16 protein-coding genes are annotated in these 20569 nt (G+C 52.6%); 12 read left to right on the top strand and 4 right to left on the bottom strand.

From position 1 onward, the window contains the following. Positions 1 to 69: 69 nt before the first annotated feature. Positions 70 to 1065, bottom strand: coding sequence for a 2-keto-3-deoxygluconate transporter (kdgT, locus tag ACF8PE_RS15125; RefSeq protein WP_059308919.1), 996 nt, complete (start codon positions 1063 to 1065; stop codon positions 70 to 72). A 651-nt stretch (positions 1066 to 1716) separates the two neighbouring features. Between kdgT and proP the strand changes: the two genes are divergently transcribed. The 11 genes from proP to ACF8PE_RS15070 all read left to right on the top strand — a co-directional run bounded on the left by proP (position 1717) and on the right by ACF8PE_RS15070 (position 15218). Then, positions 1717 to 3219 carry a glycine betaine/L-proline transporter ProP gene (gene proP / locus ACF8PE_RS15120; protein WP_032616111.1) on the top strand — a complete coding sequence of 501 codons (1503 nt, stop codon included), beginning with the start codon at positions 1717 to 1719 and terminating at the stop codon, positions 3217 to 3219. A gap of 317 nt (positions 3220 to 3536) precedes the next feature. Next, a complete protein-coding gene (locus ACF8PE_RS15115; RefSeq protein ID WP_032616113.1) occupies positions 3537 to 4952 on the top strand; it encodes an undecaprenyl-phosphate glucose phosphotransferase in 1416 nt (471 codons plus the stop codon). Next, on the top strand, positions 4942 to 6228 hold the full coding sequence (locus tag ACF8PE_RS15110; protein ID WP_392495042.1) for an outer membrane beta-barrel protein: 1287 nt from the start codon (positions 4942 to 4944) through the stop codon (positions 6226 to 6228). The genes ACF8PE_RS15115 and ACF8PE_RS15110 overlap by 11 nt, the downstream gene beginning before the upstream one ends. Before the next feature lies 1 nt (position 6229). Further along, positions 6230 to 6787 (top strand): polysaccharide biosynthesis/export family protein, encoded by a 558-nt coding sequence (locus ACF8PE_RS15105; RefSeq protein WP_032616118.1) that lies wholly within the window; start codon positions 6230 to 6232, stop codon positions 6785 to 6787. Between the two features lie 2 nt (positions 6788 to 6789). Next, positions 6790 to 8907: a polysaccharide biosynthesis tyrosine autokinase gene (locus ACF8PE_RS15100; protein ID WP_032616120.1), complete on the top strand. Its 2118-nt coding sequence runs from the start codon at positions 6790 to 6792 to the stop codon at positions 8905 to 8907. Then, positions 8904 to 10115 (top strand): lipopolysaccharide biosynthesis protein, encoded by a 1212-nt coding sequence (locus ACF8PE_RS15095; protein ID WP_392495041.1) that lies wholly within the window; start codon positions 8904 to 8906, stop codon positions 10113 to 10115. The genes ACF8PE_RS15100 and ACF8PE_RS15095 overlap by 4 nt, the downstream gene beginning before the upstream one ends. Next, positions 10112 to 11488, top strand: coding sequence for a hypothetical protein (locus tag ACF8PE_RS15090; protein ID WP_032616125.1), 1377 nt, complete (start codon positions 10112 to 10114; stop codon positions 11486 to 11488). The genes ACF8PE_RS15095 and ACF8PE_RS15090 overlap by 4 nt, the downstream gene beginning before the upstream one ends. Next, positions 11485 to 12483: a glycosyltransferase family 2 protein gene (locus ACF8PE_RS15085; protein WP_098946280.1), complete on the top strand. Its 999-nt coding sequence runs from the start codon at positions 11485 to 11487 to the stop codon at positions 12481 to 12483. Before ACF8PE_RS15090 ends, ACF8PE_RS15085 begins: the two co-directional genes overlap by 4 nt. Further along, entirely contained in the window at positions 12483 to 13694 is a 1212-nt protein-coding gene (locus ACF8PE_RS15080; protein WP_059308916.1) for a glycosyltransferase family 4 protein, read from the top strand. The genes ACF8PE_RS15085 and ACF8PE_RS15080 overlap by 1 nt, the downstream gene beginning before the upstream one ends. Position 13695: 1 nt before the next feature. Then, positions 13696 to 14808 carry a glycosyltransferase family 4 protein gene (locus ACF8PE_RS15075; RefSeq protein WP_032616132.1) on the top strand — a complete coding sequence of 371 codons (1113 nt, stop codon included), beginning with the start codon at positions 13696 to 13698 and terminating at the stop codon, positions 14806 to 14808. A 2-nt stretch (positions 14809 to 14810) separates the two neighbouring features. Further along, the gene (locus ACF8PE_RS15070) at positions 14811 to 15218 is read left to right on the top strand and encodes a hypothetical protein (protein WP_077226960.1); all 408 of its coding nucleotides are present in this window, start codon (positions 14811 to 14813) and stop codon (positions 15216 to 15218) included. A 48-nt stretch (positions 15219 to 15266) separates the two neighbouring features. Here ACF8PE_RS15070 and galE read toward each other — a convergent pair whose 3' ends face one another. Both galE and ACF8PE_RS15060 read right to left on the bottom strand, forming a co-directional pair. Continuing rightward, positions 15267 to 16283: a UDP-glucose 4-epimerase GalE gene (galE, locus tag ACF8PE_RS15065; RefSeq protein ID WP_317519075.1), complete on the bottom strand. Its 1017-nt coding sequence runs from the start codon at positions 16281 to 16283 to the stop codon at positions 15267 to 15269. A 73-nt stretch (positions 16284 to 16356) separates the two neighbouring features. Beyond that, positions 16357 to 17331, bottom strand: coding sequence for a hypothetical protein (locus ACF8PE_RS15060; protein WP_225317022.1), 975 nt, complete (start codon positions 17329 to 17331; stop codon positions 16357 to 16359). A 382-nt stretch (positions 17332 to 17713) separates the two neighbouring features. Between ACF8PE_RS15060 and ACF8PE_RS15055 the strand changes: the two genes are divergently transcribed. Continuing rightward, a complete protein-coding gene (locus ACF8PE_RS15055; protein ID WP_317519074.1) occupies positions 17714 to 19138 on the top strand; it encodes a DUF4832 domain-containing protein in 1425 nt (474 codons plus the stop codon). A 568-nt stretch (positions 19139 to 19706) separates the two neighbouring features. On the opposite strand, the gene ACF8PE_RS15050 is transcribed toward ACF8PE_RS15055, so the two are convergent. Next, positions 19707 to 20378 (bottom strand): hypothetical protein, encoded by a 672-nt coding sequence (locus ACF8PE_RS15050; protein WP_392495040.1) that lies wholly within the window; start codon positions 20376 to 20378, stop codon positions 19707 to 19709. Positions 20379 to 20569: the final 191 nt, after the last annotated feature.

Below are 20569 nucleotides of genomic sequence, written 5' to 3'. Positions count from 1 at the left end.
CATTTATTATTCTGAAGGCACTGCATTGCTTTAAATGCAAAACCCTCCTTGTGGGGGAGGGCTTACATTTTAGTGGTGCAGAGATTCAACTACTTGCTGTTCTTCGGCTTTCGCCGGAACCTGACCAAAGCGTTTGGCATACAGAGCGGTGATAATCGGCACCAGAATCGCCGTCACGATGACGCTGGCGGCAACCAGCGCAGTGGCGGATGCGGCTACCGGTTCGAACGCCGGGTTAATCTGGGCGATAATAACCGGGTTCGCCACGGCAGCACCCGCTGCGGAAGAGGCGGCGACACCCGCAGTACCATTCCCTCCACCGATAACACGGTCGGCAATAATCAGCGGAATACCGGTGATAATGATAACCGCCACACCCAGCACGATACCCAGCAGGCCGGTATCCAGAATCACGTTCAGGTTGATGGTGTTACCCAGCGCGAAACCGAAGAACGGGATCAGCACCGGCGTCGCTTTGCTGAAGAAGTCGCGCAGATCGTGGTCGAGGTTGCCGAGGGCAAAACCGATCAGGAACGGCAGGATGGCACCGACAAAGTGATGCGGTTCAAAGGAGGCCAGACCGGCGGAGCCGAGGATCAGCATGGTCATCAGTGGGCCGGATTCCAGAGACATCAGAACGAAGGCGCCAGACTCTTCTTTGGTGCCGTACTGGTTCATCAGGCTGGCGTAGAGGCCGCCGTTGGTCATGTCCATCGCAGAGACAATCGCCAGCACAGAGAGGCCCGCGAAGAAGCCGGTCTGAATGCCATTTTCCGGGATAAACATGGCGCAGATCATCGCCACTACCCATGCGACGGCAATTTTAGTAATAACCAGCGTGCCGGATTTACGTAATACCGTGCCCGTTGCGCGTAAATTAATGGAGGCGCCGATACAGAAGAACCATACCGCCAGAATCGGAACGGTTCCGGTAATCATGCCTTTAGTGAACCCACCAAAATAGGCTCCGGTATTAGGTGCTAAGGTATTTAAAATTGCACCCAGTACCAGCGGTACCAGCATCATCCCTCCGGGGATGCGTTCAATCGTGGCTTTAATCTTCATCATTAACCCTCACATCTCATCACGCATCGCCAGCGGACAAGAGATATTTAATAATCTAATGAATTCAACGAATTGTGACTTGAAGGTGTCAGGCGTTTCGTCGTTCATACAGCAGATATAACCAGTCTGGTTTTTTTAAACCTTCATCTGAAGGCCACCTGACTCGTTTTGACGCGCTTATGATGCGATCGTTGGAATGATGATTCAATGAAAATAAAACAGTGTTTTAGTTATCTCCATCACATATTTTAAGGAAACACGAATTGTGCATCTTGCTAATTAAAATGGCTGTGAATGCATTGTAAAAAAATGTCGTCTTTTTTTGATTTGACAGCAAATAATAACGGCTGAAAGCGTATTTTCAGAGGCAGGTATAAGAAAGAGCGCATTGGGGGTATTTACAGTTTTGACACTTCCGTTAAAAACCTTAAACATATATGTGAAGTTGATCACAAATATAAACGCTGGTAGGGTATTGGCTCCATTTACAGCCCAGACAGGCGTCACAGGTTCGGTTGTACCGCTCCGAAAGGTCAGTGTAAGTAAACCTGCTACGCTTGAGAAAGGAGAATGCGCATGATGCGCTTCCCGGGTTCCACAGAGCGCGTTTTAGTGCGGTGGTGAGGACTGGGCTAATTTAAGAGGATAGCCATGCTGAAAAGGAAAAAAGTAAAACCGATCACTCTGCGCGACGTTACCATTATTGATGACGGCAAGCTGCGCAAAGCGATTACCGCCGCCTCGCTCGGTAATGCGATGGAATGGTTCGATTTCGGTGTATACGGCTTCGTGGCCTATGCACTGGGTAAAGTCTTCTTCCCTGATGCCGATCCCAGCGTGCAGATGATTGCCGCCCTCGGGACCTTCTCTGTTCCCTTCCTTATCCGCCCGCTAGGGGGTCTGTTCTTCGGGATGCTGGGGGACAAGTATGGCCGCCAGAGGATCCTCGCGATTACCATTGTGATTATGTCGATCAGTACCTTCTGTATCGGCCTGATCCCGTCGTATGCGAGCATCGGCATCTGGGCACCTATTCTGCTGCTGCTGTGTAAGATGGCCCAGGGCTTCTCGGTCGGTGGCGAATATACCGGCGCATCCATTTTTGTGGCCGAATACTCACCTGACCGCAAACGCGGCTTTATGGGTAGCTGGCTTGATTTCGGCTCTATTGCCGGGTTCGTGCTGGGTGCTGGGGTCGTGGTGTTGCTCTCCACCGTGGTGGGCGAAGAGAACTTCCTCTCCTGGGGCTGGCGTATTCCGTTCTTCCTGGCACTGCCGCTGGGGCTGATTGGCCTCTATCTGCGTCACGCGTTAGAAGAGACCCCGGCGTTCCAGCAGCATGTTGATAAGCTGGAGCAGGGCGATCGCGAAGGTCTGCAGGAAGGGCCAAAAGTCTCGTTCAAAGAGATCGCGACCCGTCACTGGCGTAGCCTGCTGACCTGTATTGGTCTGGTGATTTCCACCAACGTGACCTATTACATGCTCCTGACCTACATGCCGAGCTACCTGTCCCATAACCTGCACTATTCAGAAGATCACGGCGTGCTGATCATCATCGCCATCATGGTAGGGATGCTGTTTGTGCAGCCGATCATGGGCCTGCTGAGTGACCGCTTCGGACGTCGTCCGTTCATTATTCTCGGCAGTGTCGCGCTCTTTGTGCTGGCTATCCCGGCCTTCATAATGATTAACAGCGATGTGATCGGCCTGATTTTTGCCGGTCTGCTGATGCTGGCGGTGATCCTTAACTGCTTTATTGGTGTGATGGCCTCGACGCTGCCAGCGATGTTCCCGACGCACATCCGTTACAGCGCCCTGGCGGCAGCCTTTAACATCTCGGTACTGATTGCCGGCCTGACGCCGACGCTGGCGGCCTCGCTGGTGGAGAGCACCCAGAACCTGATGATGCCTGCCTACTATCTCATGGTCATTGCAGTGATTGGCCTGATTACCGGCCTTTACATGAAAGAGACGGCGAACCTGCCGCTGAAAGGGGCGACGCCTGCCGCGTCTGACCTTCAGGAAGCCAAAGAGATCCTGCGTGAGCACCACGACAACATTGAGCAGAAGATAGAAGATATCGATGCTGAAATTGCCGAGCTACAGGCGAAGCGTAGCCGACTGGTCGATCAACATCCCCGCATTAATGAGTAAATAAAAAACCCGGCGCCCGCCGGGTTTTTTTTCATACCCAAATGGAATACAACGAAAGTTTATTGGCGGTTTTATTGAATAGTGCTTACGCTGTATATAAGCGGATGTCTCTATAAAATCGGCGCTTTCTTCTTTATAAGGGGTATGTATGCTGAGTTTTACACCCATCTAGTTGTTTACGCAGCCATCGTCTGAAATGCTGCCTCTTTTCGGTGACTGCTCTTTCCCCGAAACGGCATTTTACCTTTTTTAAATATATCCCTTGGTGCCACAGCACAAAAAAATAATACCGAGACTCATTCTAAGTAGGTCTGGACATGCTGAGAAATTCGCAAAAGATCACCCATGGAAGTTACTCAGTATTCATTAAATTAATTGATTTCTTCTCAATTAATTTAATTTTAATCCTGAGTGGATGGGTATTGGAAATGGAGTCGTTCGATACTGTAATTCTGATCAGCTTATTGTACTCAACCGCCTTTTTGCTGTTTGGTGAATACACGCAGTGCTATCTTTATCGACCTAAAAACAATAAGTTGCGAAATCAAAGACGTCTGTTTTTGACGGCTTTCTTTGCCATTCTTTTTATCGGCATGGTGCGTCTGCTGGTCGCGAAATTATACGCCCTGGGCTACGTCAGCTTTATCGATGTGCGCAATATTCCTGCCATGCCGCTCTGGTATGCCTCACCGGTCATTTTCCTGTACGTGGTTCGTCTGATTATTTTCAAGCTGTCAGCGAAAAAGAAAATAAGGGTGGCGATCATCGGGATTACCGATAACGGCCTGGCGGCGGAGCGGGCGCTGCGCCTGGAGTATGCCGACGTCCAGCTGGAGCTTGCCTTCTACGATGAACGCGGCCCGGAGCGTCTGGGCGAGCTGGCCACCAAAATTACCAGCCCCTATAACGGAACGGTGATCAAGCTGGTTGAAGAAGCCAATGCTGGCAGAGTCGATGAAATCTATATTGCCCTGCCGATGGTGGCGCTGGAGCGCATCCGCCATTTTCTGGCGATGATGTCCGACACCACCGTGGATACCTATATCGTGCCGGACTTTTACGCCTACAGCACCAACACCTCCCAGATCCGTTCCATCCACAACCTGCAGACCATCGGCATCTTTACCTCCCCGCTGGATGGCGGTGGATCGATTATTAAACGCGCAGAAGATCTGGTTTTGGGCAGCGTGATTATGGTAATGATTGTCGTGTTAATGATCGCTATTGCCATCGGTATCAAACTCACTTCACGTGGGCCTGTTTTCTTCAAACAGGATCGCTATGGCCTGAGCGGGCAGAAGATTAAAGTCTGGAAGTTTCGGACGATGAAGGTGATGGAAAACACCGACAAGGTGGTTCAGGCGACACGAGACGACCCTCGCGTCACCCGCTTTGGCGCATTCTTACGTCGGACATCTCTGGATGAACTGCCGCAGTTCATTAATGTGATACAGGGGAATATGTCTATTGTCGGTCCACGACCGCACGCCGTGGCGCACAATGAGCTTTACCGTAAGCAAGTCGAAAATTACATGATTCGCCACAAAGTAAAGCCTGGGATCACAGGTTTAGCGCAAATTAATGGCTATCGTGGCGAAATTGATGCGCTATATAAAATGGAAAAGCGAGTCCAGTACGACATTGAATATATTCAGAACTGGTCCTTTTGGTTAGATATAAAAATCATCATTAAAACCATTTTTAAGGGATTTGTCGGTAAGAATGCATACTAAAATTATTATTATCGCTGGGATTATAGCGTCTCCGGTCGCTCTGGCAGATTTAACACCAAAATCACACATTGGCTGGGCAGGCATCGACTTTCAAAGCCACGTGGGTGTGGATTATGGGCATAACGATAACGTGACCTTCCAGCATCACGATAGCGACGCCAAAGGCTCCGACTTTCAGGGGCTGAAGCCCGTTATAAGCCTGAACGGCGAGCGTGGGCAGGATAAGTACCTGTTGATGTACTCCGGGGATTATCGTCACTACTCCAGCGATTCTACGGACGATTATGACGATCACGTTTTCCGCTTTAACGGGGACTGGCGTTTTGGTCTGATGCACGGCCTGAGCCTGAAACTGGAAGATTCGCTCGGCCATGAGGAGCGCGGGCGTGGCGTGACGGAGGGGTTCCTGCCTGAACAATTCCGGCAATTTGGCGTCACGTCACCCTTAACCACCAATCTGTTTAACAGCGAGCTACGCTATAGTTATGGCGCACCGAACGGACGTGGGCGGGCTGACCTGGCACTGATGCACCGTGAGTGGACCTTTGGCAATACCGGCCAGGTTGAAAGCAAGGAGGAGGACTTCGCGCAGTATATCAGGGAGCAGGAGTGGGACGAAAATACCCTCATTGCAGAAATTTTCGATCAGTACACATCTAAGACGCGTTTTCGCTATAGTTTTATTACCAACCAGTTTCGTTATGGCCATGCGTCAGAAAAAGACAGTAATGAATATTATTTGCGTTATGGGATTCAGTCGCAAGTAACGGGCAAAACAAACGTCGACGCAAACGTGTCGTGGCTCTATAAAACGTTTGAAAATAACCCCGGTTCGAAGGATTTCAACGGGATTAACTGGGATATTCTGGGTGAGTGGCGACCTCTTCAACAGTCAATTTTTACGTTAAGAACATCCCAAAGTATTAAAGATCCCTCCGAAGCTGGCGGATATAATTTAGTGACGGAATACGGCGTCTCCTACAAACATCTCTGGATGAATGACCGCTTAACGACGTTGCTTGATTATGCATACATCACGGAAGACTACAAAGATCAGGACAAAGATCGTCACGACAAGAATGGCGTTTTTTCTTTTATCGTAGGTTATGACCTCACACCATCGATTAACTTTGGTGTGGAATATCATCTTGATACGCTTAAGTCTAATAAAGATACAGATACCTTTACCATCGGCCCCAACGACGATCGCGTAGTGACCGAAACGTTGGGCTATGATCAATCTTTGATTATGCTTACAGCTAAGGTTCAGATTTAAAATGAAAATAATGAAACTGTGCGCATTTTTACTCCTCAGCATTGTTTTCGCCGGCTGCAAATCAACGCAGCCGACGCTAATGGACAATAGCGTGGTTGATACAGCAAATTATTTACTCGGGGCCGGTGATACCGTCAACATTAACGTTGCCGGTCAACCTGACCTGACCATGAAAGTAGTACTTGATAATAGTGGGGCTATTAATTACCCCTATATTGGCAAGCTGGAATTAAAGGGCAAAACCGCCAGTCAGGTCGATGCAGAGATTACGCAACGCCTGCAAAAAGGGTTTGTGCTCAATCCCATGGTGACGGTGAATATTGCTGAATTCCGCAAATTCTATATCTCTGGTGAGATCGAGAATCCTAATGGTTATGCCTATGAACCGGGGCTGACCGTGGAAAAAGCGATTGCGTTAGGCGGGGGATATACCGACCGTGCAGACCGCAGCGATCTCAGTATTCGACAATCATCCACTGGCGAGTTACTCGAAAATGTTGATGTGACTCACTCCGTGCTCCCCGGTGATCTCGTAATTATTGGCATAGGGTTCTTCTGACCATGAAACTATCAATAGTGGAAAATGGCAAAAAACGAGAAAGCGCTATCGATATCTCCAGATTTGCCAGTGAAATTAAAAAGAACTCCTGGAAAATCCTTCTCTCCGGCATCATTGCCGGGGCGATTGCCTGGCCACTAATGAGTTTAATGCCGTCAAAATATGTCTCTACTGCCACGGTCCTGCTCAAAGCCCAGCCCGACAATGTGACCCCTTTCCAGAAGGTAGAGGGGTACGACTCAACCCGTAATGGTTATTACGAAACCCAAAACGCGCTGATGCAGTCGCGCGTTGTGCTGGAGCAGGCGGTTCGCACCATGAAGCTGGACCAAAATCCAGCGTTCAACGGTAACGACGACGGCGCAGCGGGGAAAGAGAACGAGCAGCAGCGGATCGAAAATGCGCTGAAGACGCTGAACAAAAACCTCACCATTAACAGCGTGCGTACCACCCATCTGGCCACCGTCTCGTATGAGTCAACCTCGCCGCAGCTGTCGGCAGACATAGCTAACGGGGTGGCCGAATCCTTTATCAGTTACAGCTTAGGGCTGAAGCAAGAGAAAACGCGGCAGGCCAGCGAAGATACCCAGCACAAGCTAGCGCTGCTCAAGGAGCAGATGATCCAGCAAAAAACGGCGCTGGATAACTATCTGGCAAAAGCGGGGTTACTGACCTTCCGTGGCGTTGACGGTTTTGAAACCGAACAGATGGGTATTGTCACTAACCGGCTGGCGAATGCTACCGAACGCCGGGTAGCCGCGGAATCTCTCTATAACGAAGTGCGTTCCGGTAGCGGTAACGTCATCTCGCTGCCGTCGATTTCAAATCATGCCCAGATCCAGGATTTACGCATTGCGTTGATCCAGGCAAACAGCGAGCTTTCTCAACTGGAGAAAACGTACGGGCCACAGCACGACAAAGTGATCCAGGCGCGGGCGCGTATCAGCGCAATCCAGGCGCAAACGGCGATGACGCTGCGAGAACAGCAGGCCGGATTACGCCAGAACTACGAAGCGGCGCTGGCGGATGAAAAAAATTACCAGAAGCAGCTGGATGAACAGAGAGCGAACTTCCAGAGGCTGTCGATGAAGCGTGATGGCTACAACGAGCTGAAGCTGGCGCTGGATAAAACGGAAGAGATGTACAAGGTGATCTACCAGCGTACGCAGGAGCTGACGCTGCCGGGCACCTATACCGATGCCGACGCGGAGATCTACGATCCGGCCGTGCCCGCCGCGCGTCCAGTGAAGCCGAACAAACCGCTGCTGATGCTGATGATCGTGCTGCTGGTGATGCTCTTCTACGTGATGTACATCATGGTGAAAGCCGCGACGGATCGGTCAGTGAATACCCTCAGCCAGATGCAGAAACGGCTTAACCTCATGCCGCTGGGTGAAATCCGCCGTTTCAAAGGCGTGGGAGGACGGGGCAAAATCCGCGACCTGATGACCAGCGATCCGCTGAATGCCGACATCATTCATAGCATACGCACGCAGATCATGCTGAACAGCCATCCGTTGCAGGTCATCGCCGTGACGTCGGCGGAAGCGGGCGAGGGGCGGTCACTGCTGGCGAACCTGCTGGCGAACTCCTTTAGCTTCGATCAGAAAACCCTGCTTATCGATATGGACTTCTTCAACAATGACGGACTGTCGGGCGAGCTGGCCTCCCCGAAAGCACCGGGCGTGGCAGAAGTGCTACGCGGTGAGGGCGACACTGACACGGTCCTGGTGAAGGTTAACGATAAGCTCGACTTCCTGCCGCGCGGTAATACCCCGGTCTCCGCGCTGCTGCTGCTGTCGCCTGAACGCCTGAAACCGCTGCTCGATACGCTGCGCAGCCGTTATCAGCGCATCATCATTGATGCGGCCGCGGTTAACCAGAGTCAGGAGGTGCAGCTGGTGAGCCAGGTGACGGACGGGCTGCTCTTCGTTCTGAAAGCGGGCCAGAACCGTGCCGACACCCTCGCACAAGCCGTTGATAAAGTGGCCAGCGATCGCTGCGTGGTCATTGGCGGGGTGCTGAATCAGGTGGTGGATAAAAATCTGGAGAGCAAAGAGGGGCTGCGTTCACTTAATTACCATACCCATGAACTGATGAATAACACAGGCCGGGCATGAGTTTACTCAGGAGCGCCTCCACGATCGCGGGCTCATCAGTTATTTCACAACTGATTGGCGCCCTGTCGATCTGGCTCATTTCGCATAAGTACGATCTTGGCGAAGTGGGGCTTTACGCGCTCAACTACAGTATCGCCCTGATCGGGGCACAGGTGTGTACCTTTGCCTCGCAGCTGTTGATTCCCCGGCAGCAGGATGACGAGCTGGCGCAGAACGTGGTGTTTTGTCTTCTGCAAAGCCTGACGATTGCTGTTCCCTATGCCGTGCTGACGGGCTGGTTGTTTCATCAGAATATGCTGTTTCTTTATCTGCTTACGCTCTCGAATACCTGGGTGCTGGTGGCAGAAAACCTGTCGCTGCGCACGGCAAACTTCCGTTTTCTGGTGGTGCAGCGCATTTCCGTCTCGGTCGTGGTGGTGGTGTCGGTCCTGCTCACCCGCCAGGTGATGGCTTTTTACTGGATGTGGGCGATCCTGATGATGGCGCTGACCAGCGCCTGCATCCTGCGGGCCTTTGATATTCGCTCCATCACCCTGCATCACCTGCGGCTCTCCAGTAATCTGGCGTTTCTGAAAAAAAATATTCATCACGTCACGAAGGTGGGCAGTGCCGAAGTGCTGGCGATGGCGAACAACAATCTGCCGATTATGCTGATCAACTTCTGGTTCTCGGCCTTAACGGCGGGTTACTTTTCGGTGGTCAGCCGTTTCTGTCTGGCCCCGGTGGTGATTGTCGGCAATGCGGTGCGCAATACTATCTTCTCGAAATGGTCGATTGATTTCAGAAACAACGTCTTCAATTACGAAGAGTACACAAAGGTCCGTCTGCTGCTGCTGGTGCTGGGTGTGATCTGCACGCTGGGCGTGTTTATCTTCTACCCGATTGTGATGAATCTGGGGTTCAGCGAGGAGTGGATCGCCTCCGTGCCAACCTCGCGCTATATGCTGCCGTACCTGTTCCCGGCGCTGGCGGTCTGTCCGCTGACGGTCATAGAGCTGATCTTCGGCTCGTACCGCTATTTCCTGCGGATCCAGCTTGAGCAACTGGCGATCGTGGTGATCGCTTTTGTCGTTGTGCCCTATTTTTACAATGACTACGCGACATCCATCATCTTATTTTCGATTCTGACGTTTATCCGCTACGCCTTTATCTACCTGAAGGTGAACAAGCGCGCCGACATTCTGAAAAACGGGTCAGTGACATCATGAATCTTAATACCGGACATTATTTACAAAGCCTCGCACTGCTGACCCTGATCTTCTGCGGGCTGGTGCAGTATTTCACGGGGGAGCTGGCGGTGCTGTGGCTGCCCTTTGTCATGACGCTGATCATGGCCGGTTTTCTGGTGCTGCAGAGCCGCGATGAACCCGTGCGGATGGATGCCCAGGAGACGATTATCCTGACGCTGTATGGCGCCTTTATCGTGCTGTCCGGTATTTCGACCCTCTTCCAGGGCGGGGCGCTGATTACCCTTATCGGATTCAAGAATGAGATTGGTCTGTCGCTGGTGATGCTCTGCCTGCTGCTGGGGTTCTGTCGGGAATCGCAGATCTATCAGGTGACCCGGGCGCTGTACTGGGTCTTTTACATCCAGTTCCCGGTGGCGATTTACCAGCTGATTTTTGTCCTGCCGGAGCGCGTAGCGCTGCGCGGCGAGGCGGAAAAATGGGACTCCGTGGTGGGGACCTTTGGCGGCGATCCTATGGGTGGCGGCAATACAGCCGCCATGGGGCTGTTTTGTCTGCTGATCATGCTGCTGAAAGTCTCGGAATATAAGCATGGGCTGACCAGCTTCAAATCCATGGCGCTGCATATCGTGCTGGGGTTTGTGATGTGCATCATTGGCGAAGTCAAATTCGTGATCCTGCTGTCGCCCCTGCTGCTGGGCTGGGTGTGGCTGACCCCCTCCTGGGTCAAAGAGGCGAGTAAAGTTAACCTGGCCGTGCTGCTCTCTATTCTGCTCGGCATGGCGCTGCTGATCGTGCTGGCGGTCGTCGCGCTGGCCTATACTTACACCTCGGCCTATGGCGTGGACACGGCGGAGAACCCCTTTGTGGTCTTCCTCGACTCCATGAGCTACATCTTCGATCCCGATTTTATTACGCCTGGCGGGGAGGTGGGACGATTTACCTCTCTGCTGTTCTGGGCACAGCATAACGATCTGTCCGGGCTACCGGGAACGCTGTTCGGCTACGGTCTGAACGCCACCAACAGCGGCAGCTCCGTCTCTCCGGGCTTCCTGCATCAATACTACAACCTGTATCTCGATAGTACGTCCCTGAGTATGTTGTTATGGGAAGTGGGCATTGTGGGGACGTTGCTGTTTGTGGGCTTGTTTATCTACATCCTGAAGGCGGTCCGGCCTCAGCCGCTGCTGTCGGTTGAGCAGCTTGATAAGCCGGACGTGCAGCTGCTGAGCTTTGCCCCGGCGTTTAACGTCTTCGCCATCGCCTGTCTGCTCAGCCTGCCCTACAGCCAGATACTGATGATTACGCCGATGTTGCAGTTGTTGTTTTACATGTCGTTAGGTTCCAGTTTGATTATTCGCCGGACCGTACGCCGTTATACGGGGCTTTATTGATGTACAAACCGTTTATTACCGTAAGTATCAAAACCTTTAACGAAGCCGAATGTATTGAGAAAACCATCGACAGTATTCGCCGCCAGATCGGTGAGTATCCGCATAAGATTATTGTGGCCGACAGTCTCTCAACGGATAACACCCAGCAACTGGCCAGCGATAAAGGGGTGATGGTGGTGTCGTTAACCGAGCCGACAGACCGCTGCTGCGGTGTTGGACATCAGTTGGGCTACCTTCACAGCGAAGGGGAGTTCATCCTGCTGATGGATGGCGATATGGAGCTGGAGCCAGGTTTTATCGATCATGCGGTGACGTTTCTGCAGAACAACCCAACGTACGCTGGCGTGGCCGGTACGGTGGAGATGGACGACGCCTCAAACTATGAATTTACCTCCCGCAAGCAGCGCATTAATAAAATCTACCCGCTGGGCGACAGCGACCATCTGGGCGGCGGCGGTCTGTACCGTCTGTCGGCCATCGCCGATATCGGCTATCTGACCAATCGCAGCCTGCACGCCTATGAAGAGGCGGAGTTAGGTATTCGTCTGCTGGCCGCGGGCTATAAACTGCATCGCCTGAACGTGCCCTATTTCCGGCATACCTCTTATACGATGCCGACCTTCAGAATGCTGCGCTATCGCTGGAAGAGCGGCTTCCATCAGGCACCCGGCGAGCTGCTGCGCAGTGCATGGGGTAAACCCTGGTTCCGCGATGCGCTGATGATGGTGAAAAACGAAGTGATCTTTGCGAGTTACATTCTCATCGTGGTGATTGCCTTTTTCACCTTCGACGTCAGCCTGATTGATATCGCGCTGCTGCCGCTGCTGGCCTTTATTCTGCTAAAAACCATTCGCAACCGCTCGTTAAAAAACGGCTTGAACAGCGTGATTAACCTCGCCGTGCTCTCTGCCGGGCTGATAAAAGGCCTTTTCCGCCCGCAGCGCGATCCCCGGATCCCGCCGGATAATAAAGTTATTCATGAACAGGTAGAGTAATGAAAGTCTTACTGGTGAATAAGTTCTTCTTTATCAAGGGAGGAGCGGAGACGGTCTATTTTCAGGAACGCAACATGCTGAAAGAGGCCGGTGTGGAGGTGATCGATTTCTCCATGCAGCATGAGAAGAACTTCCCCTCGGCGTATGCCGACCACTTCGTCAGCAATGTTGATTACCACAACGGGGGAGGCCTGCTGGCGGGGGCGAAGACCGCTATCAACTTTATTCACAACCGGGAGGCCTGTAAAAAAATGCGGGCGCTGATGGAGCAGACGCGCCCGGAGATCGTCCATTTCCACAATATCTATCACCAGCTGACGCCGGCCCTGATCAAGGTCGCCCGGGATTTCGGCTGCAAAACCGTCCTGACCGCCCACGACTATAAGATTATGTGCCCGTCGTACTCGATGCTGCGCGACGGCAAAGTGTGTGATGCGTGCGTCACGGGCAGCGTGTTTAATGCGTTTCGCTATCGCTGCCAGGAAGGCTCGGCGGCGAAGAGCCTGCTGCTGTCGCTGGAGGCGACCTGGCAGTACATCGCGCAAAATTATCAGGCGCTGGACGTGATTGTCTCGCCGAGCGAGTTTCTGCGTAACGAGCTGAAACGCTCGCTGCCGGACTCCCGCATCGATGTGATTGTGAACGGTATCGACGACAGCCACACCCCGGAAGCCGGCACGGATCAAGGTTATCTGCTGTACGTCGGGCGACTGAGCCGGGAGAAAGGGGTTCCGACCCTGGCCCGGGCGCATCAGTTAATGCGTAATAACATCCCCTTAAAAATTGTCGGCCACGGGCCGCTGTATGACGAGATGGTGGTGGACTATCCCAACGCAGAGTTCCTCGGCTATGTGCAACAAGGCCCGGCGCTGGATGCGTTGATCCAAAATGCCCGGGCCGTGGTGCTGCCGTCAGAGTGTTATGAAAACTGCTCCATGGCGGTGCTGGAGGCGATGTCCTTCGCCCGGGCAGTGGTGGGAGCACGCATTGGCGGGATCCCGGAGCAGATACGTCACGGTGTGGAAGGATTGCTGTTTGAACCTGGCAACGCTCAGGATCTGGCCGATGCGCTGGACGTGATGGCGGAAAACCCGGCGCAGGCCCATGAGATGGGGCTGAAAGGCCGGGTACGGCTGTGCCAGAAATACTCACTGCGCAAGCACATGGACACGTTGCTGTCGCTCTATCGCGAGCTGCTCGCCAGGCCATAATATGCCAAAAAAAATCACAGTGTTGGGTACGCGCGGGATCCCCGATGTGTTAGGCGGTGTTGAAACCCATTGTCAGAATTTGTACCCGGCTATCCGGCAGCAATATGACGTGGAGATTTGCGTGATTGCCCGGTCACCTTATGTGCCTTATCGCCGCTCGAGCTATAAAAATGTCGAGACGCTGGCGATCTGGGCACCCAAAAAACGCAGTTTCGAAGCCATCGTGCATTCTGTTATTGCTGCGTTGAGGACATTTGTTGACCGATCCGATATTGTGCATGTTCACGCCATCGGACCTGGCCTGGTGGTGCCGTTGTTACGCCTGATGGGCAAACGTGTGGTCTTTACCCACCATGGGCCGGACTACGAGCGCCAGAAGTGGGGCCAGATGGCGAAAAAAATCCTGATGCTCGGCGAGAAAATGGCGGTGAAGTATGCCCACGAAGTGATTGTGATTTCTGAGGTGATCAACCAGCTGATCCAGCAGAAATATCATCGCTACGACGCGCATCTGGTCTATAACGGTGTTAACGTGCCGGAGCCACTGGCTGACGAGACCATCGACAGGATCCTCGGGCGTTATGAGTTACAGCCCAGGCGCTATATCGTGATGGTCGGGCGATTCGTGGAAGAGAAGGGGATGCATGATGCCATCGCCGCTTACCAGCAATCGGGCCTGACCCTGCCGCTGGTGTTGGTCGGGGATGCGGATCATGACACGGAGTACAGCATCCACCTGAAGCAGCTGGCGTTTAAGACGCCGGGCGTTGTCATGACCGGCTTTTTAAAAGGTGAGGCGCTGCAGGTCGTTTTTTCGCAGGCCTCGCTGTTTGTGATGCCCTCTTACCATGAGGGATTGCCCATTGCGCTGCTGGAGGCGATGTCATTCTCCCTCCCGGTGGTGGTAAGCGATATTTTGCCGAACCTTGAGGTCGGCTTACCGGCTGAGACCAGTTTTAAGCTGGGTAATGTCGCTGATTTGGCCGATAAAATGACCCGTTGGGCGAACGCGCCCCGGATTGATTACGGCGATTTTTTACAGCGTTACAACTGGGATGAAATCGCCAGAAAAACCGTGTCCATTTACCATAGATTAGATAAAACAATAGGTTAAATTTGACCAGTAACACCAGACACCCGATTGTTATCGATCGTTTTTATGAAGTTCTTGATAAGGACGTGAGTGCCCAACTGACCCCGGAGCAAAAAGAGGAGATCGAGAACGCGATTGTCTCGATTACCCTGGCAACGCGGCACCGGATCGACATCCGTAAAAGTTTTCCTTTCTTCGGCAAACGCCTCTATATGGTGTTCTTACTGGGGCGGGATCTGCGCGCCCGCTCGCGCCCGGAGTCGAAGCTGTCGCGGATCGTGGTGACCTTTCTTATCCTGTTCGCCACGCTGTTCTTGCTGTGTTGCGTGCTGCTGACGCTGTATATGATCAAATCCGCGCTGGGAATAGACATCTTCCAGCACTTTCACGTCGGGATTTGGGACTGGTGGCTCAACCTGAAATACCAGTAGCTAACGGGTGCCGGATGCGGGCTCCTGTTTGCCTTGCCTTGCCCTGTCTCAGGCGCTGTAGCCGCCGGGATTGTTCTTCTGCCAGTTCCAGGCATCGCGCATCATCTCCTCCAGATTGCGCGTGGCCTGCCATCCCAGATGCTGACGTGCGAGCGAAGAATCTGACCAGCACTCTGCCACGTCGCCGGAACGTCTGCCGACCACCCGGTAATTGATTTTGGTCTGGGCAGCTTTTTCAAAGGCCTTAATCAGATCAATCACCGAATAGCCCACCCCGGTCCCGAGATTGATGGCCTTAAACGCCTCGCCATCGGCTTTATGATCCAGTGCGGCCAGGTGACCATGGGCGAGATCCATCACGTGAATATAGTCGCGCACGCCGGTGCCGTCCGGCGTCGGATAATCATCCCCAAAGACGGTCAGGCATGGCAGCTTGCCGATAGCGACCTGAGAGATATAGGGCACAAGATTATTCGGGATACCGTTCGGATCTTCTCCCAGACGCCCGGAAGGGTGTGCGCCAACGGGATTAAAATAGCGCAGGCAGGTGATCCTGAAGTGCGGCTCGGCAACGGAGTAATCCCGTAAAATATGCTCCACCATCAGCTTCGACGTTCCATACGGGTTGGTCGTGCCGCCGGTTCGCGACTGCTCGCTTAACGGAACCGATTCGGGATTGCCGTATACCGTGGCCGATGAGCTGAAAATAAGACTGTGTACGCCCGCACGCTGCATTTCATCCAACAGCACCATGGTCCCGACGACATTATTTTCATAATAGGCGAGGGGACGTGCAATGGAATCTGAGACGGATTTAAGTCCAGCGAAATGGATAACGTCGGTAATGTTATGTTGCCTGAAAAGCGTTTTTAACGCATCGCGATCCAGAATATCTGCGGTACAGACCACCGGCTTTTTACCCGTTAATTCTGCGACCCGGATTAATGACTCCTGCGAGGCATTGGAAAGGTTATCGATGACGACCACCTCTTCGCCTCTCTCCAGTAATGTTAACACCGTATGTGAACCAATATAGCCTGCGCCACCCGTGACCAGAATTGCCATAATAAATCCCCCAAAAAGCCAGCAACTGCCGGCACAAAAATGTGCCGGAACAGAGATGCGCTTTTGCAGTGTTTTATTTTGTCGCTCTGGTTAGCGTAGTGCGACTTTCCTGTATTGTCACTTTGTTAAACAGCCGTTTACGGTGGCTAACCATAATTTTGTACGCCAGCTTTTTAAGCGTAGAGAGCAGGCTAAATGTCAGGTGCTTGGTATCATAGACAATATAGTTGTCGGTAAAGTTTAACGTGTGAATACCATCGCTGTTATTAATCGACGCGCTTATTTTCCCTACCAGTTTCTCTTCATAGTTATGCGGGGTTAAGCTGGTCAATTCTTTAATAAAAATGGATTTCCCGTACACATCAGGATTGCTCTCCTGAGTGAAAATGTAGGTTTTGTTGTTGATTGAGTACGGCTTCCCGGCCCCGCGGAAATGCACGTTGCAGACATCCAGGTTTGGGGAGATCCGCTTCCAGTCGCCCAGAATGCCCTCTGAAGTATGAATAACCAGCTCGTTATCCATGGTGGTTGAGACCAGGTAACTGACGCCATTCAACTCAAAGACCACGTTATCCGTGACGGCCAAGTCGGAGACCAGAACTTTGACCTTTTCCCAGCGCGCGGGGAAATCGACGGACTGGAACAGAATCACCTCTTTGCGTTCTGACGACTCGGGGATCATGAACAGTTTACCGTCGAGCTGGAACAGGAAGGGGAAAGAGAGATGACATTTCAAATCATCAAATCCTTCCAGCTTCAGGTCCTCGATCTCTTCGAGTGCGTTATTGAGGATACGGCAGCGCAGCACCCCCTTCGAGTTAAGAAAGGAAAACGCTTCATAAAAAACATACAGCCGATCGTCTTTATCAATAATAAAAGGATCGGCCTGGAAGATATATTTTTTATGAAGCTGCTGTGCTTTACTATTTGTGAGGATATCCAGCGTATTATCCGGGAAAACGTGCTGGCCATTGCTGTTAATGACCATGATGTCCCAGGACTCATGGAAAAACAGCTTTTTGATTATCCTGTTATTTTTATTAAACATTTTACCATGCTTCTCATTAGGAAATATTAATCATTCCAGAAATGAGCGGCTGTCCAGGTGTTCAGAGGCATCACAAGATAATCCAGACATTCACTATTTCCAGCGCATTTACATTACTTTGCAAAGAGTCTGTATCAGCATTAAAATTTACTTCAGGTACGGGCCATGGTCAGGGTGCAGGGATGTTGTCATAAAAAATGCATAATTAGCGCGTTAGAAGGGATTATTCCTGCGTATAACAACCCTATGTCTAATCCTTATATAAGGAAATAATAGAAATGGGTGAGTTCGGGATATATCGCATGAAATACAATGAAGTCATCTTCAGCGCGGGCTTGGCAGCTGCGACGTTATTACAGGGCGTGGGTGTAAGGGGTATTTAATGCGCTTAGGGGAGCTGCGATACAAAAAAAATCGACTGCTGCTGCTGGTCGCCGGGGTGCTCGCGTTCTCGCCGGTATGGGCGAAGGCGGAAAGTACGCAACCGCTGCAAAGGGTGAATCCTCCGGCCATGAGCGGGCTGTTGACCAACCCGGGCACTGGCGTGGCCCGTTTTCACAATCAGGACTTAAGCATCGCGCAATACCCGACGACGGGCCTTGAGTATCGTCGCTATTACTGGACCGAAGTGGAACCGCAGGAAGGGCAATATAACTTTGCGCTGGTGGATGAAGGGTTTGCCGCTGCGGCTGCGCAGCAGCCAGCAATGAATGTCGGACTGCGGTTTATGATCCTCGATGGGCCAGAATCGGGTTCAGAGATCCCGCAATGGCTGATCAATAAAGGGATCAAAGGCACCTGGACGCCGGATCATAAGACCTTTGTGCCAGATCTGGATGATCCCATCTATCTGGCCTACGCCCAGCGTCTTCTCCAGGCGTTTGGCGCGCGTTACAACAACAACCCGGAGCTGGCTTTTATCGACATTGGGATGGTCGGCGCGTGGGGAGAGTGGCATAACAGCAATTTCCCGAGCCTGCCGCCGTTGCAGGAACGCTATCCCCCTGAACTGCTCAACCGCTATGTCGATATGCACTTCAGTGCCTTCCCTGACACCCCTAAAATCATGCTGCTCAACGGCTATGATTCCGTGGCCTATGCGGTGAAGAGAGGGGCGGGCTGGCGTGCTGACTGCTGGGGCGACTGGCGCAACTTTAGCCCCAACTGGAGCCATATGCGCAATGATTACCCGGAGCGCCTCACGGCGGCAGAGACGGCCTGGCCGGGGTTCGACCAGGCATGGAAAAAAGCCCCCGTCAGCCTGGAGATTTGCGGCCACATGGCGGAGTGGCTGAGCGAGCAGAAGTATTCCCGGGAAGAGGTGCAGGCCACCTTTGACTGGGCCCTGGCGCAGCATGCCAGCACCCTGAACCTGAAATCCACCGAGGTGCCGCAGGCGTATCGCGATATCCTCGACAACGCGCTGACAAAAATCGGTTACCGTTTCCGGGTCGTGTCGCTGACCCATCCGCCGAGCGTCCATGCGGGGCAGGCTGTTACGCTCAACAGCGAATGGTCCAACGATGGGGTGGCGCCCATTTATCTGCGCTATACCCTCGCCTGGCGTTTACAGGACGCGCGCGGGAATACCGTCGCACAGGGCAGCGCCGGGGATGATATCCGCCAGTGGCTACCGGGCAAGCATAGCTCGGCATACCCGCTTGCAACCCCACGTAACCTGGCGTCAGGGCACTATCTGCTGGACGTGGCGATGGTGGACAGAAATAACAAGGCGCGTATCCAGCTGGCTAACGAGGGGAAGCTGAGCGATGGCTGGTATCGGCTGTCGTCGGTGATGATTAATTGAAGGGCAGGCTGACCCGGCTGGTGTCTTTACATCCTGGTGCGGTGGCGCGGTTCTGATAAAAAGCCCCCGCAGGAGGGGGGCTATGCTCAGTAATAATAGATATAAGGTTTACGAGGAAGAGGGAACAGCACACCATCGGGATCGGCTCCCTTCATGATCCGCGCAATAGCCGCGGACTCCTTTGCCCGACGCGGCCGGGTTATAAACATACGTGTCCGGGCGGAAGAGCAATGACGGGCATTCCAGTCAGGCCAGCATCCCGCGGTGCGATTGCGGTGGTGCATCATCTTGCCTTCAAAACCGGGGTAGCCAACGTGGCAATGGGGTTTTGGTTTCCCGTTCCGTTCACGATCTTTTCTTGTGTTAAATACAGACATTTCAGGTACCTGGTTATGGATAGTTACCTCATATGTCCTCCTTACGTGTTTCTTCGTCGTGTGCGTCTCTTCTGCATACCTGCGGCGCTGGTGCCCACAGATTCAGCAAGAGCTAATGCACGGTGTCTTATCGTAACCGCCCGAATGTTTGGGCTGCCGTTACCCGTAGCCAGAAGGGGATCCTTGCAGGCTTATTCTTGCATTTTCAGGGATGTGCAGACAGGGTGGCCTGAATAACAGACATGTGCCGGCACGTCAGACATCCAGTTATGTTCTCCGCGAGCACGAAAGTCTGCAATGGCAGTTTCAATCACAGCCCGGTTTAACCTGTCGGCGTCAACGACCATCTGCAAACCCACCCCGAAAGCATATCCCGGCAAGATGCGGTAACCGCAGTAAATGGCTGGCGGATTATCCCGCGCGATTTCCAGCGCCCGTTTATCGACGAAATCATGAAAAGTTAAGCCGTCAAACTGTGGGTAGTGTCTTTGGGGTTTACGCAGCCATGTCTTGCCCTGGCTACTGGCATCAGGAATGAAATCCACGTGCATTAAGGCATCTTTTTCAGCGGCATCTAACTTCGACAGGGCCTCATTGAAAGCGATGTCTTCTACGGCATCGGCAAAAGCCACATTGGCTGTGACGATCTCTGCGTTCCAGAAGAGAGCGGGATCGTGACTGAGAAAGAGAATATCGCTCCAGGTCCAGTGGCCGCTGGCGAGTGCGACATCCTGGTCGCATTCGTCAAAGAAGGTGCCGCCCAGCCTGTCACGTTCACGATAGATAAGATTTTTGACTCGTAAGGCTTTAGCCCGACGCTTTCGACGCGAAAGAGACGTGAATGGCGTATATTTCTGGCCCATGAGGATCTCTGCGAATGTTCGCTGGGAGAAATCCAGCCGGTCAGGCTACCTGAAAGGGTTTAACGTTGGAAGCTTTTGATGGGGGGAATAGGGGGTGTAGTGCGATGGATAGTCCGGTACCCCAGAAAGCAAAAAACCAGCCCTAAGGCTGGTTTTTCTAAATAGTGGTGCCCGGACCCGGACTAACGCCG

Origin of the sequence: Leclercia sp. GLN_9 (genome assembly GCF_043105735.1) — a bacterium.
Taxonomy (GTDB): domain Bacteria; phylum Pseudomonadota; class Gammaproteobacteria; order Enterobacterales; family Enterobacteriaceae; genus Enterobacter; species Enterobacter adecarboxylatus.
The sequence above is the reverse complement of the archived record's forward strand: the minus strand, read 5'-3'. Positions and strand labels throughout refer to the sequence as shown.

Coding starts and splice junctions, on each gene's coding strand:
- kdgT (WP_059308919.1), bottom strand. CDS start 1,065: ATGAAGATTAAAGCCACGATTGAACGCATCCCCGGAGGGATGATGCTG.
- proP (WP_032616111.1), top strand. CDS start 1,717: ATGCTGAAAAGGAAAAAAGTAAAACCGATCACTCTGCGCGACGTTACC.
- ACF8PE_RS15100 (WP_032616120.1), top strand. CDS start 6,790: ATGAAACTATCAATAGTGGAAAATGGCAAAAAACGAGAAAGCGCTATC.
- ACF8PE_RS15075 (WP_032616132.1), top strand. CDS start 13,696: ATGCCAAAAAAAATCACAGTGTTGGGTACGCGCGGGATCCCCGATGTG.
- ACF8PE_RS15115 (WP_032616113.1), top strand. CDS start 3,537: ATGCTGAGAAATTCGCAAAAGATCACCCATGGAAGTTACTCAGTATTC.
- ACF8PE_RS15095 (WP_392495041.1), top strand. CDS start 8,904: ATGAGTTTACTCAGGAGCGCCTCCACGATCGCGGGCTCATCAGTTATT.
- ACF8PE_RS15050 (WP_392495040.1), bottom strand. CDS start 20,378: ATGGGCCAGAAATATACGCCATTCACGTCTCTTTCGCGTCGAAAGCGT.
- ACF8PE_RS15080 (WP_059308916.1), top strand. CDS start 12,483: ATGAAAGTCTTACTGGTGAATAAGTTCTTCTTTATCAAGGGAGGAGCG.
- ACF8PE_RS15105 (WP_032616118.1), top strand. CDS start 6,230: ATGAAAATAATGAAACTGTGCGCATTTTTACTCCTCAGCATTGTTTTC.
- galE (WP_317519075.1), bottom strand. CDS start 16,283: ATGGCAATTCTGGTCACGGGTGGCGCAGGCTATATTGGTTCACATACG.
- ACF8PE_RS15110 (WP_392495042.1), top strand. CDS start 4,942: ATGCATACTAAAATTATTATTATCGCTGGGATTATAGCGTCTCCGGTC.
- ACF8PE_RS15055 (WP_317519074.1), top strand. CDS start 17,714: ATGCGCTTAGGGGAGCTGCGATACAAAAAAAATCGACTGCTGCTGCTG.
- ACF8PE_RS15060 (WP_225317022.1), bottom strand. CDS start 17,331: ATGTTTAATAAAAATAACAGGATAATCAAAAAGCTGTTTTTCCATGAG.
- ACF8PE_RS15090 (WP_032616125.1), top strand. CDS start 10,112: ATGAATCTTAATACCGGACATTATTTACAAAGCCTCGCACTGCTGACC.